This is a genomic window from Rubrivivax sp. A210, from assembly GCF_904426505.1.
In the GTDB taxonomy this organism is placed as follows: Bacteria; Pseudomonadota; Gammaproteobacteria; order Burkholderiales; family Burkholderiaceae_C; genus Rubrivivax.
Window position 1 is genome coordinate 24,790 of sequence record NZ_CAJGBN010000019.1, and the last position, 14,946, is coordinate 39,735.

The 14,946-nt window shown below is 72.1% G+C and carries 9 protein-coding genes; 6 read left to right on the forward strand and 3 right to left on the reverse strand.

Annotated elements, in window-relative coordinates; all coding sequences use genetic code 11:
• Positions 1–11: 11 nt before the first annotated feature.
• The 5 genes from JMV16_RS13325 (at position 12) to JMV16_RS13345 (ending at position 9,120) form a co-directional block, all read left to right on the forward strand.
• Positions 12–992 carry a threo-3-hydroxy-L-aspartate ammonia-lyase gene (locus JMV16_RS13325; RefSeq protein WP_201494775.1) on the forward strand — a complete coding sequence of 327 codons (981 nt, stop codon included), beginning with the start codon at positions 12–14 and terminating at the stop codon, positions 990–992.
• A 55-nt stretch (positions 993–1,047) separates the two neighbouring features.
• Entirely contained in the window at positions 1,048–2,559 is a 1,512-nt protein-coding gene (locus tag JMV16_RS13330) for a S10 family peptidase (protein WP_201494776.1), read from the forward strand.
• A gap of 4 nt (positions 2,560–2,563) precedes the next feature.
• A complete protein-coding gene (locus tag JMV16_RS13335) occupies positions 2,564–3,628 on the forward strand; it encodes a 6-phosphofructokinase (RefSeq protein WP_201494777.1) in 1,065 nt (354 codons plus the stop codon).
• Between the two features lie 85 nt (positions 3,629–3,713).
• Complete coding sequence (locus JMV16_RS13340) at positions 3,714–7,841, forward strand: PAS domain S-box protein (protein ID WP_201494778.1); 4,128 nt, start codon at positions 3,714–3,716, stop codon at positions 7,839–7,841.
• A 235-nt stretch (positions 7,842–8,076) separates the two neighbouring features.
• Entirely contained in the window at positions 8,077–9,120 is a 1,044-nt protein-coding gene (locus JMV16_RS13345) for an ethylbenzene dehydrogenase-related protein (RefSeq protein WP_201494779.1), read from the forward strand.
• A gap of 13 nt (positions 9,121–9,133) precedes the next feature.
• Here JMV16_RS13345 and JMV16_RS13350 read toward each other — a convergent pair whose 3' ends face one another.
• Together JMV16_RS13350 and JMV16_RS13355 are read right to left on the reverse strand one after the other, a co-directional pair.
• Positions 9,134–9,877, reverse strand: a complete 744-nt coding sequence (locus JMV16_RS13350; protein ID WP_201494780.1) for an SDR family NAD(P)-dependent oxidoreductase — start codon at positions 9,875–9,877, stop codon at positions 9,134–9,136.
• Positions 9,878–9,908: 31 nt separating this feature from the next.
• Entirely contained in the window at positions 9,909–10,523 is a 615-nt protein-coding gene (locus JMV16_RS13355; protein ID WP_201494781.1) for an RluA family pseudouridine synthase, read from the reverse strand.
• A 388-nt stretch (positions 10,524–10,911) separates the two neighbouring features.
• Between JMV16_RS13355 and rsgA the strand changes: the two genes are divergently transcribed.
• Positions 10,912–12,003, forward strand: coding sequence for a ribosome small subunit-dependent GTPase A (rsgA, locus tag JMV16_RS13360; RefSeq protein ID WP_201494782.1), 1,092 nt, complete (start codon positions 10,912–10,914; stop codon positions 12,001–12,003).
• A gap of 24 nt (positions 12,004–12,027) precedes the next feature.
• On the opposite strand, the gene JMV16_RS13365 is transcribed toward rsgA, so the two are convergent.
• Complete coding sequence (locus JMV16_RS13365; protein ID WP_201494783.1) at positions 12,028–13,278, reverse strand: MFS transporter; 1,251 nt, start codon at positions 13,276–13,278, stop codon at positions 12,028–12,030.
• Between the last annotated feature and the right edge of the window lie 1,668 nt (positions 13,279–14,946).

The window sequence follows — 14,946 nt, forward strand, 5'->3', positions numbered from 1 at the left end:
GGAGCCCTGACATGCCCCCCTTGGCCATCACGCCCGACGACATCCTGGCCGCGGCCGAGCGCCTTCGCGGCGTGGCCCACCGCACGCCGGTGCTGCGTTCAAGTACCTTCGACGCGCGCTGCGACGCCAGCGTCTTCTTCAAGTGCGAGAACCTGCAGCGCATGGGGGCCTTCAAGTTCCGCGGCGCCTACAACGCCTTGTCGCAGTTCACGCCGGCGCAGCGGCGCGGCGGCGTGATCGCCTTCTCGTCGGGCAACCACGCCCAGGCCATTGCGCTGTCGGCGCGGCTGCTGGGCATGCCTTCGGTGATCGTGATGCCCCAGGATTCGCCGGCGGCCAAGCTGGCGGCCACGCGCGAATACCAGCAGGGCCAGGCGGCCAGCGAAGTCATCCTCTACGACCGCTACACCGAGGACCGCGAGGCCATAGGCCGCCGCCTGGCCGCCGAGCGCGGCATGACCTTGATCCCGCCCTATGACCACCCACATGTGATGGCGGGGCAGGGCACGGCGGCGCTGGAGCTGATCGGGGAGACCGGGCCGCTGGACCTGCTGCTGGTGTGCGTGGGTGGGGGCGGCCTCGCTTCGGGCAGCGCGGTGGCCGCTCACCACGCCAGCCCCGGCATCCAAGTGATCGGCATCGAGCCCGAGGCCGGCAATGACACCCAGCTGAGCCTGGCGCGCGGCGAGATCGTTCACATCGCGACGCCGCAGACCATTGCCGACGGCGCCCAGACCCAGCACAGCGGCGAATTCACCTTTCCCGTCATCCAGCGCCTTGTCGCGCGCATCGAGACCGTCACCGACGCACAGCTGGTGCGCACGATGCGCTTCTTCGCCGAGCGCATGAAGCTCGTCGTCGAGCCCACCGGCTGCCTGGGCGCGGCGGCCCTGCTCGAGGGCGTGGTGAGCGCGCCGGGACAGCGCGTCGGCGTCATCCTCAGTGGCGGCAATGTCGACCTGGCGCGCTATGGCGCTTTCCTGCAGGCCTGAACGGCGCGCGCTGCGTTAAGGTCGCGGCTGCCTCTGTCGACTACTGGAGTACACGATGGCCGACGCTGCACCTGTCACCGCCGCCGCGCCCACCCCGCCCGCCGAGCCCGATGCGGCACGGCGCCAGTGGCAGGCAGTCGAGCAACTGCTGGCGCGGCCGGCGGCACGCGCCACGGGCAGCGTCACGCTGGGTGGGAGCAAGCATGCCTACCGCAGCGACGCCGCTTTCCTGCCGGTGGCACCCACCGGGCTGGACGCCGGTGGCAGCGAGCCCGAGGCGGCGATCCTGGCCACGGCCTACCTGCTGGAAGGCGCAGAAGCGGCGCGGCGGCCCGTGTGCTTTGCCTTCAACGGCGGCCCCGGCTCGGCCTCGGTCTGGCTGCACCTGGGCGCGCTGGGCCCCAAGCGGGTGGTCGTGCCCGACGACGGCAGCCCGCCCTGTCCACCCTTTGCGGTGCAGGACAACCCGCACAGCTGGCTCGAGCACTTCGACCTCGTCTTCCTTGACCCGCCTCACACCGGCTGGTCGCTCGCCGCCAGCGAGGCCGCGCGCAAGAAGATGCTGGGCGTGGACGGCGATATCGAGGCCCTGGCCGAGGCCATGCGCGTCTGGCTCACCCGCCACGGCCGCTGGGGCTCGCCGGTCTACCTGGCCGGTGAAAGCTATGGCACGACGCGCGTCGCGGGCCTGGCCGACAAGATGCAGGCCCAGGGCGTGATGCTCAGCGGCCTGATCCTGGTGTCCTGCGCGATGGACCTGCAAAGCCTGGCCTTCGCGCCCGGCAATGACCTGCCCTATGCGCTCTTCCTGCCCGCCATGGCCCATACGGCGCAGTACCACGGCCTGTTGGCCGGGCCGCTGGCGGCGTCGCCGGCGGCGGCGCGCGAGGCCGCCGAGGCCTTCGTGCAGGACGAGTACGCCGCCGCGCTGCAGGCCGGCGCGCGACTGGGCGAGCGCGGCCGTGCGCGCATCGCACGCCGCCTGGCCGAGCTCACCGGCCTGCCGCGCGCATTGGTCGAAGCGAAGAACCTGCGCATCGCCGACCAGACCTTCTTCTTCGAGGCGCTGCGTCCGCGCGGCCTCATCGTCGGCCGGCTCGACGCCCGCGCCACTGCGCCCATGGCGGCCAGCCGCACGCGCGAATGGGAATTCGACCCCGGCATGGAGGCCATCGCCGCGCCCTACGCGATGGCGGCCCTGGCCCATTTCCGCGCCGAATTGGGGCTCGACCTGGAGACGCGCTACCAGCTGCTGTCGCTGGAGGTCAACAAGGGCTGGAACTGGCTGCGCGGCGAAACCCGCTTCGGCGCCTTCACCTCCACCAGCCCCGACCTGGCGCGTGCGCTGCGTCGCAACCCGCATCTGCGCGTGCTGGTGGCCAGCGGCCGCTACGACCTGGGCACGCCCTACAGCGCGAGCGACTGGTCGCTGGCCCACCTCGATGCGCCGCCCGAAGTGCGGGCACGCATCACGCACCGCTACTACGACGCCGGCCACATGATGTACACGCGGCAGGCCGATCTGACAAAGCTCAAGGCCGACCTGGCGGCCTGGATGGGAAGATAGGACCATGCACATCGGAATCCTCACCGGCGGTGGCGACTGCCCCGGACTCAACGCCGTCATCCGCGCCGTCACGCTGGCGCTGCACCGCGAGGGCGCGGCCCGCGTCACCGGCATCGAACGCGGCTTCCACGGCCTGCTGACGCGGCGTGCGCGGCCGCTCGGGCCCGACAGCGTGGCCGACATCCTGGCCGTCGGCGGCACCGTGCTGGGCACGCACAACACCTGCAACCCCTTCAAGGACGGCGCCACGGGCGCCGACCGCTCGGCCGAGGCGATGGACTTCGTGCGCGAGCTGGGCCTGGATGCGCTGGTGGCAGTGGGTGGCGACGGCACCATGGCCATCGCCCACCGCTTCGAGAAGCTGGGCCTGCCGGTGGTGGGCGTGCCCAAGACCATCGACAACGACCTGCCGCACACCGAGCGCACCTTCGGCTTCGACAGCGCGGTGGCCGTGGTTGCCGAGGCGCTGGATCGCCTGGCCACCACCGGGCGCAGCCACGGCCGCGTGATGATCGCCGAGACCATGGGCCGCTATGCCGGCTGGATCGCGCTCGAAGGCGGCCTGGCCGGCGGCGCCGACGCCATCCTCATTCCCGAGGTGCCCTTCGACGCCTTTGCCGTGGCCTCGCTGTGCCGCCAGCGCGAGGAGCAGGGCCTATCGACGCTGATCTGCATCGCCGAGGGCGCCCATGCCCGCGGCCAGGGCCTCACCGTACACGCCACCATCCCCGACAGCCCCGACCCCATACGCCTGGGCGGCGTCGGCCATGCGCTGCAGCATGTGCTGCAGCCGCTGGTGCAGAGCGAGGTGCGCACCACGCTGCTGGGCCACACCCAGCGCGGCGGTCCGCCCACCGCCTTCGACCGCATCCTGGCCACCCGCTTCGGCTACCACGCGGCCGAGCTGGTGCTGGGGCGGCGCTACGGCCGCATGGTGGCGCTGCAGGGCGATGCCTGCGTCAGCGTGGCGCTGGACGAAGTGGCCGGCAAGACCCGCCTGGTGCCGCTGGACCACCCCATGCTGAAGGCCGCACGCGGCATCGGCATCAGCGTCGGCGTGGCAGGCTGAGCAGCGTGGGCGACCCGGGCGCGCGGCGGGCAGGGTTCCGGCGCCGCGCCGGCCGCTAGGCAGCGGTGCGCGCCTGCGGCCTTCCATGTTGGTCACCGCCACCCGCCTCTCCATACGCTTCAGGCTGCTGGCCCTGATCGTGGTGGTCGCCGCTCCGGTGGCCGCGCTCTACGCCTGGTATCTCCATGATTCGGCGCGCGTTGCCCACTCGGTGGCGGGCGAGCGCGTCAAGCTGGTGGCCACCAGCGTGGCCGCCAAGCTGGAGGCCGTGCTCGAAGAGGCCGACCGCGTGCTCGAGGCCGTTGCCGCCGACATCGACGCCGTGCGGCCCGGCCAGGAACTGCGCTTCGACGTGCAGCAGTTCCTGCGTATCCACCCACGCTTCGTCGACCTGGTCGTGCGCGACGCCGCCGGCCGTGCCGTGCTTGCCGGTACGCCGCAGCGGGCGCCGGCCCGGCCGCTGCCCGACGAAGCTGCGCCTGGCGCGGCGGACGCTGCGGCACGCGCTGGCTTCACGGCCAGCGGCCCGCTCTTCGATGCCGCCAGCGGCCGCTGGGTGTCGGTGCTGGCGCGTCCGCTGCACGACGCGGCGGGCCGCCGAGCCGGTTCGGTGAACCTGCTGCTGGACTTGCGCGAACTCAACCAGCGCCTGATGCGCGAGGTGCCGCCCTATGCGGTGGTGCCGGTGTTCGACACCGAGAACCGCTTCCTCTTCCGCTCGCTCGATGCCGAGGCCTGGATAGGCAAGGCGCTGCCGGCGCCCCAGGCGGCCTCGATAAGCGGGCGCACCGAGGGCAGCTTCGAGGCGCTGGACATCGCCGGCGTGCCGCGCATCTACGCCCTCGTCACACTGCCGCGCACCGGCTGGCGCGTGGCGGCCGGCGCCGACCGGGCGCAGTCGCTGGCCCTTGCCCGCGCCCAGGCCGACCGCAGCATTGCCTTCGGGCTCGTTGCCCTGGCGGCCATGCTGGGCGCCGGGCTCTGGCTGGCTGGCGCCATTGCGCAGCCGGTGCTGCGCCTGGCCGCGGTGGCGGCGGCGGTGGCGCGCGGCGACCGCACGGTGCGTGCCGACGAGGCCGGCCCGGCCGAGGTGGCCGAGGTTGCGCGCGAGTTCAACCGCATGCTGGCCATCGCGGGGCAATCGCAGCGCGAGTTGCTGGCCCAGGTGGAGGCCATGCAGGCCAAGGACGCCGAGCTCGAGCGCGCCCAGGCGGTGGCCCACCTCGGCAACTGGAGCTGGGACATCGCATCCGACCGCCTGCAGGGCTCGGACGAGACGCTGCGCATCTTCGGCCTCGATCTGCGCGGAGCCGATGAAAGCCCGGCGGCGATTCTCGATCACGTCCATGCCGACGATCGCGCACCGCTGCGCGCCCACGTCGAGGGTGCGCTGAGCGGGCGCCTGGCGCTGCCGCTGCAGATCCGCATCCGCCGCGCCGACGGTGACGAGCGCCAGTTGCTGGTGCAGGGCCTGGAGGTCGAGCGCGACGCCGCCGGCAAGCCGCGGCGCGTGCGCGGCGTCGTACACGACATCACCGACTGGCGCCGCGCCGAGAGCGAGCGCGCCCAGGCCGCCGCCGAGGCCGAGCGCCTGCGCGGCGCGCTCGACCACGTCGGCGCCTACATCTACATCAAGGACAGTGGCGGGCGCTACGTCTATGCCAATCGCCCCCAGCTCGAGCTGCTGGACTGCGCCGCCGACGAACTGCCGGGCAGCGACGATGCCCGCTTCTTCGCGCCCGAGGAAGCCGCGCGCCGCCACGCCAGCGACCGGCGCGTGCTCGAAGGTGGCGCCAGCACGGCCGAGGAGGTGGTGCAGCATCACCCCGACGGCGAGGCCCTGACGCTGTGGGAGATCAAGACGCCGATTCGCGACAGCGTCGACGCGGGCCGCATCTGGGGCCTGTGCTGCGTGCTCACCGACATCGGCGAGCGGCTGCGGCGCGAGGAAGAAATCCGCAAGCTCTCGATGGCCATCGAGCAAAGCCCGACCAGCATCGTGATCACCGATGTCGAGGGCCGCATCGAATACGTCAACGCCGCCTTCCGCCGCATCAGTGGCTTCGACAACGAGGATCTGAGAGGGCAGAACCCAAAGATCCTGCAATCGGGGCGCACGCCGGCCGCCACCTATGGCGATATGTGGGCCACGCTGGCGCGCGGCCTGCCGTGGAAGGGCGAGTTCATCAACCGCCGCAAGGACGGCAGCGAGTACACCGAATCGGCCGTGATCACGCCCATACGCCAGGCCGATGGCCGCGTCACCCATTACGTGGCGGTGAAGGAGGACGTGACCGAGAAGATCCGCGTCGGCGCCGAGCTCGAGCGCCACCGCCACCACCTGGAGGACCTGGTCGTCGAGCGCACCGCCCAGCTCGCCGAGGCGCGGCGCCAGGCCGACGCCGCCAACCAGGCCAAGAGCGCCTTCCTGGCCAATATGAGCCACGAGATCCGCACTCCGATGAACGCCATCGTCGGCCTCACCCACCTGCTGCAGCGCGACGCGCCGACGCCAGCTCAGACGGCGCGGCTTTCCAAGGTCGAGGGCGCGGCCCGCCACCTGCTGTCCATCATCGACGACATCCTCGACATCTCCAAGATCGAGGCCGGCCGCCTGGTGCTGGAGCGGCGCGACTTCGCTCTCGCCACCGTGGTCGAGCACGTCGCCCAACTGGTGGCCGAGCAGGCGCGGCTCAAGGGCCTGGTGCTTGAGGTCGACACCGAGGGCGTGCCCGACTGGCTGCACGGCGACCCCATACGCCTGCGCCAGGCCCTGCTCAACTACGCCGGCAATGCCGTCAAGTTCTCTGACCGCGGCAGCGTCAGCATCCGCGCCCGCCTGCAGGCCGAGGACGAGGCCGGCCTGCTGCTGCGCTTCGAGGTTGCCGACAGCGGCATCGGCATCGCGCCCGAGGACCAGCGCCAGCTCTTCCTGCCCTTTCGCCAGGCCGACAGCTCGATCAACCGGCGCTACGGCGGCACCGGCCTGGGCCTGGCCATCACGCAGCGACTGGCCCAGATGCAGGGCGGCGAAACCGGCTTCGAGAGCCGGCTGGGCGTCGGCAGCACGTTCTGGTTCACCGCCCGCTTGCAGCGCGGCCAGGGCGCGGCACCGGCCGAGCCGTCGCGCGTTCGCGACGACGAAGAGACCCGCCTGAGGCGCGACCGCGGCGGCGCCCGCGTGCTGGTGGCCGAGGACAACGACGTCAACCGCGAGGTCGCGCGAGAGCTGCTCAGCGTGGTGGCGCTGGAGGTCGACACCGCCCGCGATGGCCTCGAGGCGGTGGCCATGGCCGGAGGCGGCCGCTACGACCTCGTGCTGATGGACATCCAGATGCCCCACCTGGACGGCATCGAGGCCACCCGGCGCCTGCGCGCGCTGCCCGGCTGCGAACAGCTGCCCATCCTGGCGATGACGGCCAATGCCTTCGACGACGATCGCGCCGCCTGCCTGGCCGCCGGCATGAGCGATTTCATCGCCAAGCCGGTGGACCCGCGCACCCTCTACCGCGCGCTGCTGCGCTGGCTGCCGGCCGGGTCGCGCTGGACCGATGCGCCCGCGGCGCCCCCCGCTGGCGGCGTGTCAGCGGCTCCGCTGGCCCTGCAGCTGGCTGCCATCGCCGGCCTCGATGCCGGCCAGGGCCTGGCCGTGATGCGCGGCGATGCCGGCAAGTACCTGGCCATGCTCAAGCGCTTTGTCGACGGTCACCGCGACGACGCCACGGCCGCCGCCGCGCGCATAGGCGCCGGCGACCGCGACGGCGCGCGCCAGGCCCTGCACGCGCTGCGCGGCGCTGCCGCCACGCTGGGCGCGCTGCGCGTGGCCGAATGCACCGAGGCCATCGAATCGGCGCTCAAGCTCGGCACGCCTGACCTCGGCGCCCAGGCCATGGCCGATGAATTGGGCCGCGAACTTGCGCGCCTGGGCCAGGCGCTGGTGCCTTTGTACGGGCCACCGGCAACGGTGGCGGGCGAGCCGCGGCCCGAGCCTGCAGGCGACGACCTGGCGGCCATCGCGGCCCGGCTTGAGCGCCTGCTGGCCGACAGCGACATCGCCACCGTGCGCTTTGCCGAGAGCCAGGCGCCCGCGCTGCAGGCCCTGATGGGCGAACGCCATGCCCTGCTGCACCAGCAGATCGCCCGCGTCGACTTCGAGGCTGCATTGACCACGCTGCGCACCACCCTGGCCGAACGCGGGCTCGCCGGCGCCTGAACACCTGGAAGCGGTCTGGATGTCGCCGTGGCGCCCTGGCCACGCGCAAGGCCTTGGCTCCTGCGGCAGATCAATGCCGGCGCAACCGGATCCTCAACTTCGGCCCGCGTTTGCCAATGGTCAAGGCGGCGGGGCCTCGGGAGCGCCCAATCCATGCAAATGCCAGCGTGGACAAAGGCCGGCTGCCGACGAGGCGCTGCTGCAGCGCCTGCCCTCGAACCCAAGGAGCTGAGAGATGAATGTTCGCTATACGGCGCTGGCCCTGGCGGCCACCGCCCTGCTGACCGCAGGCTGTGCCAACCGCGAGGAGGCCACGCCTCCCAATGTGCTGGTCGCGGCCCGGGTGGCCACGCCGCCGGTGCTGGACGGCGACGCCAGCGATGCCGCCTGGGCGGCGGCCAAGGCCATCAAGGTCGAGCTGACCGGCGGCATGAACTTCGCCAACGGCAAGGGCGAGACCCTGGCCACGCTGAAGGCGGTCTACAGCGGCGACACCGTCTACTTCCTGGTGCAGTACGCCGACCCGACGAATTCGCTGCGCCGCGGCCCGTACCAGAAACAGGCCGATGGTTCGTGGAAGAAGCTCAAGGACCCGGCCGACAAGGGAGGCGACGACAACGTCTACTACGAAGACAAGTGGGCGATGATCTGGAACATCAACAACTCCATGGTCAACTTCGACAAGAAGGGTTGCGCCGTGGCCTGCCACCTGGGCGAGGGCAAGCCCTATGGCAACAAGTACCTGGCCAGCGAAGGCCAGCTCGGCGACATGTGGCACATGAAGGGCAGCCGCACGGCGCCGCTGGGCAAGGTCGACGACCAGTACCTCAACCACGCCCGCCACGACCCCAAGACCAACCCGAATGCCGGCCGCAAGAGCGACCCGGGCGGCCCCGAGTACAAGGGCTTCGACCTCGTGGCCGGCAAGCCGCCCTTCATGAACCCCGACGCCAGGCCGTTGAACGCGGGCGGCAAGGCCTACATCGTCGACGGCAGCCAGGTTGCCTTCGACGACAGCAAGTTCAAGCCGGGCGACGAGGTCGCGTCCTACCTGGTCTTCCCGCTCAAGACCGATCGCGCCGACATCAACGTGGCGCTGCGCTGGGCCCAGGGCATGCACACCTCTGAAGTGAGCCGCAAGCTCGTGACCGGCAGCAAGTTCGACGTGCAGTTCGCCGATCTCGATGCCCGCTACGGCTTCGGCTTCGCCGCCTTCGACAACGCCCAGGTGCAGCACGCCACTGGCGACGAGCCGCTGTACCTGCGCTTCGGCAAGTAGAAGGCCGCGGCGCTCAAGGGGTGCCGCGCACGTCGGCCATCGGCTCGGCGCCAAAGTCGGGCCGGGCCAGGTAACGCAGCAGCTTGGCTGCCGCCTGCTCGGGCGTGTCGAGCCGCCCGCCGGCCTTGAGCGCGGCGAAGTTCTTCTGTTCGGCAAAGCGCGCCGGGTCGGCGCCGCGCAGCTGTAGCTGCATGTCGGTGTCGATCACGCCCGGCGCCAGCGAGACCACGCCCGCGCCCTGAGGCCGGGCCGCCTCTTCCAGCGCCAGCGCACGCGCCAGGTTGTCCATGCCGGCCTTGGCGGCGCAATAGGCCGTGGCGCCGGCCATGCCGCGTCGCCCCAGCCCCGATGACACCAGCAGCAGTTTGCGCGGGCAGGCCCAGCCGGCGGTGGCTTGCAGGAAGGCCGCACTCAGCAGCAGCGGCGCCTCCAGGCCAACACGGATGGCGTTGACCAGATCGCCAGCCGCGGTGTCGGCCAGCGGCGCCGGTGGCGTGATGACGCCGGCGTTGTTGATCAGCGTGGCCGATTCGATGGCATTCGCGTCCTGCGCCGCCAGCCACAGCGCCAGCTGCGCCGCCACCGGCGCGGCCTCGGCCAGGTCGGCAGTCCAGCAGACGAGTTCGGCGCCCGCGGGCACTTCGATCTCAGGGGCATGGCGCGAAATCGCCAGCACGCGCTGGCCGGCGGCCAGCAATTGCGCCGTCAGGGCCAGGCCCAGGCCCCGCGACGCGCCGGTGAGGATGGTGAGGTGCATGGCCGCACTGTAGCCGCGCCGCCGGCCGGCGTCAGAACGGCGCCGGGCTCTCGAAGCGGCAGGCCGCGCCCGTGAGCGGATGGCTGAAGGCGAGGGCGCTGGCATGCAGCAGCAGGCGTTCGGCCTGCGGTGGCTCGGGGCCGTAGAGGCTGTCGCCCATGATCGGGTGGCCGATGGACAGCAGGTGTACGCGCAGCTGGTGCGAGCGGCCGGTGATCGGTTCCAGTTCCAGCCGCGTCGTCGACGTGTCGCGCGACAGCACCCGCCACCGCGTCAGCGAGGGCTTGCCGCGCTCGGCGTCGACGCATTGCCGCGGGCGCCGCGGCCAGTCGGCGGCCAGTGGCGCGTCGATGCGGCCCTCGTCCTCGACCCCTACGCCGGCCACCACCGCGACATAGCGCTTGTGTACCTGGCGCGCCGCAAAGGCCATGCTCAGCGCGCGCTGCCATTGCGCGCCACGCGCGAACAGCATCAGTCCCGAGGTCGCCATGTCGAGCCGATGCACGATGAGTGCGTCGGCAAAGCGCTGTTGCACGCGGCTTGCAAGATTGTCGCGCCCGGCCTCGCCGCGGCCGGGCACGGACAGCAGGCCGGCCGGCTTGGTGACGACGACGAGGGCCTCGTCGGCATGCAGCACTTCGAGCATCGCAGCGATTGTGGATGCTCGGCCACGGCGCGGGCGATCCCGGCTTGACGGCGCGCGCAGGCCGGCGCACATTGCCCCCTTCGTTTCACCCACCACCTCAGGAGGCTCGCCATGGAATACGCACCCGCTGCCTTCCTGTCGGCCCGCACGCGCTGATCCGAGCCCGCGCAACAACCGCCCAGCCCGCGCCTCCCGGCGCATCGACCCCCAGGTCGACTCTCCCAGGCTGAAGCGCGTTCCCGCAGGGCCGTGACGCCCCACGGCGCAAGCCGTGGTCCGTGCCGCGGCCGACAGACAACCCCCGCATCCGCCGCAGGCCTTGCCGCCTGCGTCTGCCGTGGCGCGCCCGCGCGCCGCGATGGTCTGTCCGTCTCCTGTTGGAACGTCAATGAACGAATCACCGGATTTCCCGCGGCTCGCCCGCATCGGCCTGACCCCGGCCGTGATCCAGAACCTGGCGGCCTTGCCGCCTGCCGTCCACGCGCTGGCCCTGATGCGCGTGACCGAGGTGCAGCGCGAAGGGCTGACGCTGCACGATGGCCTGCAGGAGCACGGCGCGCGCCTGCTGCCGGCACTGCGCGCACGCCTGGCGCTGCAGGCCGACGCCGTCGCCGTCGGCGACTGGGTGCTGGCCGAACGCAATGCGCTGGCCGAATGGTGGGTGGCCGAACGCGTGCCGCCGCTCAACCAGCTGGCGCGGCGCCTGCACGACGGGCGCGACAAGGTCGAGCGCCTGGTCATCGTCAGCAATGTCGACACCGCCTTGCTGGTGATGGGGCTGGATCACGACTTCAACCCGCGCCGGCTGGAACGCTACATCGCCCTCGTCGCCATGGCCGGCATCGATGCCGTGGTGGTGCTGACCAAGCAGGATCTCTGCGCTGATACCGTCGGGCGCCTGCGCCAGGCGCGCGCCGTGCTGCCGGCCGCGGTGCCGGCGCTGGCCCTCAACGCACTGGGCGACGAGCCGCGCGCCGCGCTCGCGCCCTGGCTGGGCGAGGGCCGCAGCCTGGTGCTGATGGGTTCCAGCGGCGCCGGCAAGAGCACGCTGACGAATGCCCTCATCGGTGCCGACGTGGCCGTGGTCGGCGCCAACCGTGCCGACGACAGCCGTGGTCGCCACACCACCACCGCGCGCAGCCTGCACCTGACCGCCGACGGCGCCTGCATCATCGACACCCCGGGCCTGCGCACGCTGCGCCTGGACGGCGAGGCCGGCGCGCTGGACGCCGTCTTCGCCGACATCGGTGCCCTGGCCCTGCGCTGCCGCTTCCGCGACTGCCGCCACGAGGCCGAGCCCGGCTGTGCGGTGCGCGAGGCGGTGGCCGACGAGCGCCTGCGCAACTATCACAAGCTGCAGCGCGAGGCCTTGCGGGACACGCAGAGTGCGCTCGAACGCAAGACCCAGGTGGCGCAGTGGAAGGTGCGCACGCGTTCGGCGCGTGAGCGCAGCGACGCCAAACGTGGACGGGGCTCATGACCCGTCTGCCACGACCGCTTTGCTTCAGGCCCGTGCCCGAGCCGCTGGCTCTGCCGTGCCGGCCTGAAGCAGGTCGTCCCGCGTCGCGAGTGCCGGAAACAGCCTCAGCCAGAGGGCCGCCACCAGCAGCGTGCCGGCGCCGCCCAGCACCACCGAGCCCACCGGCCCGAGCAGGGCCGCGGTGGCGCCCGATTCGAACTCGCCCAGTTGGTTGGAGGCGCCGATGAAGAGCGAGTTGACGGCGCTGACGCGGCCGCGCATCTCGTTGGGCGTTTCCAGCTGTACCAGGGTCTGGCGGATGACGACGCTGACCATGTCGGCAGCGCCGGTGACCGCCAGCGCCGCCAGCGAGAGGCCGAAGTGGCTGGACAGGCCGAAAGCCAGCGTCGCCAGCCCGTAGACCGCCACCGCCCCCAGCAGCAGCGGCCCGACGCGGCGGCGCAGCGGGTGCCGCGCCAGCAGCAGCGAGACCGCCAGCGCCCCGGCCGCCGGCGCCGAGCGCAACAGCCCCAGGCCCCAGGGGCCGACGAAGAGGATGTCCTTGGCGTAGATGGGCAGCAGCGCGGTGGCACCGCCCAGCAGCACAGCGAAGAGATCGAGCGAGATTGCGCCCAGCACCACGGGGTGGTGGCGCACGAAGTTCACGCCGGCCAGCAGCGTGGCCAGCGTGGCGGGCTCGGGCGGCGGCGCCTGGTGCGCGTAGCGGATGCCGAAGCAAAGCCCGGAGCCGATGGCGAAGAGCAGGGCGCACAGGCCGTAGGTGAGGCCGGCGCCGGCGGCATAGACCAGGCCGCCCAGGGCCGGCCCGGCGATGATGGCGGCCTGCAGCCCGGCCGAGCTGAAGGCCACGGCGCGCGGCAGCAGGTGCGGCGGCACCAGCAGCGGCGTCAGCGCCTGCTGCGCCGGCATCTGGAAGGCGCGCACCGCGCCCAGCACCACCGAGGCTGCGAGCAGCCAGTCGCGTGCCACCAGGCCGCGCAAGCTGCCCTGCGTCAGCACCAGGGCCACGAGCAGTTGCACCAGCAGGCAGGCCGCGACGATGCGCCCGCGGTGGTGGCGGTCAATCCAATGGCCGGCCGGCAGCGCCAGCGCCAGCGCGGGCGCGAACTGCAGCAGGCCGACCAGGCCCAGGTCCCAGGCCGAGCCGGTGAGCTCGTACATCTGCCAGCCCAGGGCCACCATCAGCATCTGGCTGGCGGCCACGCTGGCCAGGCGCGCGTACCAGAGCCGCGCAAAGCCGCGGTGGGCGAGCAGGCGCTCGGCGCTGCCACTCATCGTGCGCCGTCCGCTGCCGGTGCGAGGGCCTGGGCGGCGGCCCGTGCGAAAGTCCGCTTCTCGGGCATCGTGGGGAGGCCGCCGCAGCCGCGCGGCGCCGAAGTCAAGGGCATGGGCCAGGTTCCCTGATAAGCTCGTTTTCCATGTCCGCAGACGTCACCCACGGCCGCGCCGAACATCCCAACACGCTGCCGTTGGGCACCCAGCTGAACGAGTTCGTGGTGCGCAGCGTGCTGGGCGTGGGCGGCTTCGGCATTGTCTACCTCGCCTTCGACACCGTGCTCGAGCGCGAGGTGGCGATCAAGGAATACATGCCGGCCGCGCTGGCCGGGCGCACGGCCGCGCTGCATGTCTCGCTGCGGTCGCAGTCCGACGCCGAGACTTTCGCGCTCGGACTGCGTTCCTTCGTCAACGAGGCCAAGCTGCTGGCGCGCTTCAACCACCCGGCGCTGCTCAAGGTGCTGCGTTTCTGGGAGGCCAACGACACGGCCTACATGGCCATGCCGGTGCTGGGCGGCCTCACGCTCAAGCAGGTGCGCCTGGCGATGGACAAGGCACCCGACGAGCCCTGGGTGCGCCGCCTGCTCGATCCGCTGCTGGGTGCCGTCGAGACCCTGCACGCGGCCGGCGTCTACCACCGCGACATCGCGCCCGACAACATCCAGATCGAGGCCGACGGCCAGCCGGTGCTGATGGACTTCGGCGCCGCCCGCCACGTCATCAGCGACAAGACCCAGGCGCTCACCGCCATCCTCAAGCCGGCCTATGCGCCCATCGAGCAATACGCCGAAGCGGGCTCGGTGAAGCAAGGGCCGTGGACCGACATCTACGCGCTGGGCGCGACGCTGCACTTCCTGTTGCTGGGCCGGCCACCACCGCCGGCCACGGCGCGCACGGTGGCCGACGAGGCCTCGGCGCTGACGGTGGCGAAGCTGCCCGGTTGCAGCGAGAGCTTTCTTCAGATCGTCGACTGGATGCTGGCGCCGCGCCCGGCCGACCGGCCGCAGAGCGTGGCCGCGTTGCGCGAGGCGCTGGAAGGGCGCGTGGCGCCACCCCGGCGCAGCAAGCACGAGCCGCCGCCCTCGCCCTGGGAACGCACCCAGGTGCTGGCGGCGGCCGGCGACGATGCGGCAACGCAGGTTGTGCCGCCACCCTTGCCCCAGGCCTCCGTCAGCCCTGCTGGCACCACCACCGTGACGATGGCCGCGCTTGCGCCGCAGGCCCTGTCCGAGCCCGCCATTGCGGCGCCGCCGGTTGCCCATGTGTTATCGACGGTGCCGGTGGCGCCCGAGGCTCGCAAATGGGGCCTGATCGGTGGCTTGGCGGCGCTGGGCGTGGCGGCTGCGGCCGTGGCGCTCTGGCCGCGAGCACCGGCCGAGGCACCCGCGGCGGCGGCTGGCGCGTCGGCCCCGGCGGCGGCCTTGATGGCCGCGCCGCTGGCCTCGGCCCCCGAGATTGAGGCGCCACCGCTGCCGCAGCGCCCCGAATCGGCCATCGCCACCGTGGTGGTGGCGGCGGCGCCGCCGCGGGCCCTGCCGGTCGAGCGCAGCCGCGCCGAGCGCGCGGCGCCCGCACCTGCGCCGGCCCCGGTGCAGGCGGAGAGCGGAAGAGCGTCGTGTAGGGAAAGAGTGTAGGTCTCGGTGGTCGCCGTAGCATTAAAAAAAAAAA

Excerpts from the sequence above, each read along its gene's own strand:
- JMV16_RS13330 (WP_201494776.1), top strand. The coding sequence starts at position 1,048 with ATGGCCGACGCTGCACCTGTCACCGCCGCCGCGCCCACCCCGCCCGCC.
- JMV16_RS13350 (WP_201494780.1), bottom strand. The coding sequence starts at position 9,877 with ATGCACCTCACCATCCTCACCGGCGCGTCGCGGGGCCTGGGCCTGGCC.
- rsgA (WP_201494782.1), top strand. The coding sequence starts at position 10,912 with ATGAACGAATCACCGGATTTCCCGCGGCTCGCCCGCATCGGCCTGACC.
- JMV16_RS13355 (WP_201494781.1), bottom strand. The coding sequence starts at position 10,523 with ATGCTCGAAGTGCTGCATGCCGACGAGGCCCTCGTCGTCGTCACCAAG.
- JMV16_RS13365 (WP_201494783.1), bottom strand. The coding sequence starts at position 13,278 with ATGAGTGGCAGCGCCGAGCGCCTGCTCGCCCACCGCGGCTTTGCGCGG.
- JMV16_RS13340 (WP_201494778.1), top strand. The coding sequence starts at position 3,714 with ATGTTGGTCACCGCCACCCGCCTCTCCATACGCTTCAGGCTGCTGGCC.
- JMV16_RS13345 (WP_201494779.1), top strand. The coding sequence starts at position 8,077 with ATGAATGTTCGCTATACGGCGCTGGCCCTGGCGGCCACCGCCCTGCTG.
- JMV16_RS13325 (WP_201494775.1), top strand. The coding sequence starts at position 12 with ATGCCCCCCTTGGCCATCACGCCCGACGACATCCTGGCCGCGGCCGAG.
- JMV16_RS13335 (WP_201494777.1), top strand. The coding sequence starts at position 2,564 with ATGCACATCGGAATCCTCACCGGCGGTGGCGACTGCCCCGGACTCAAC.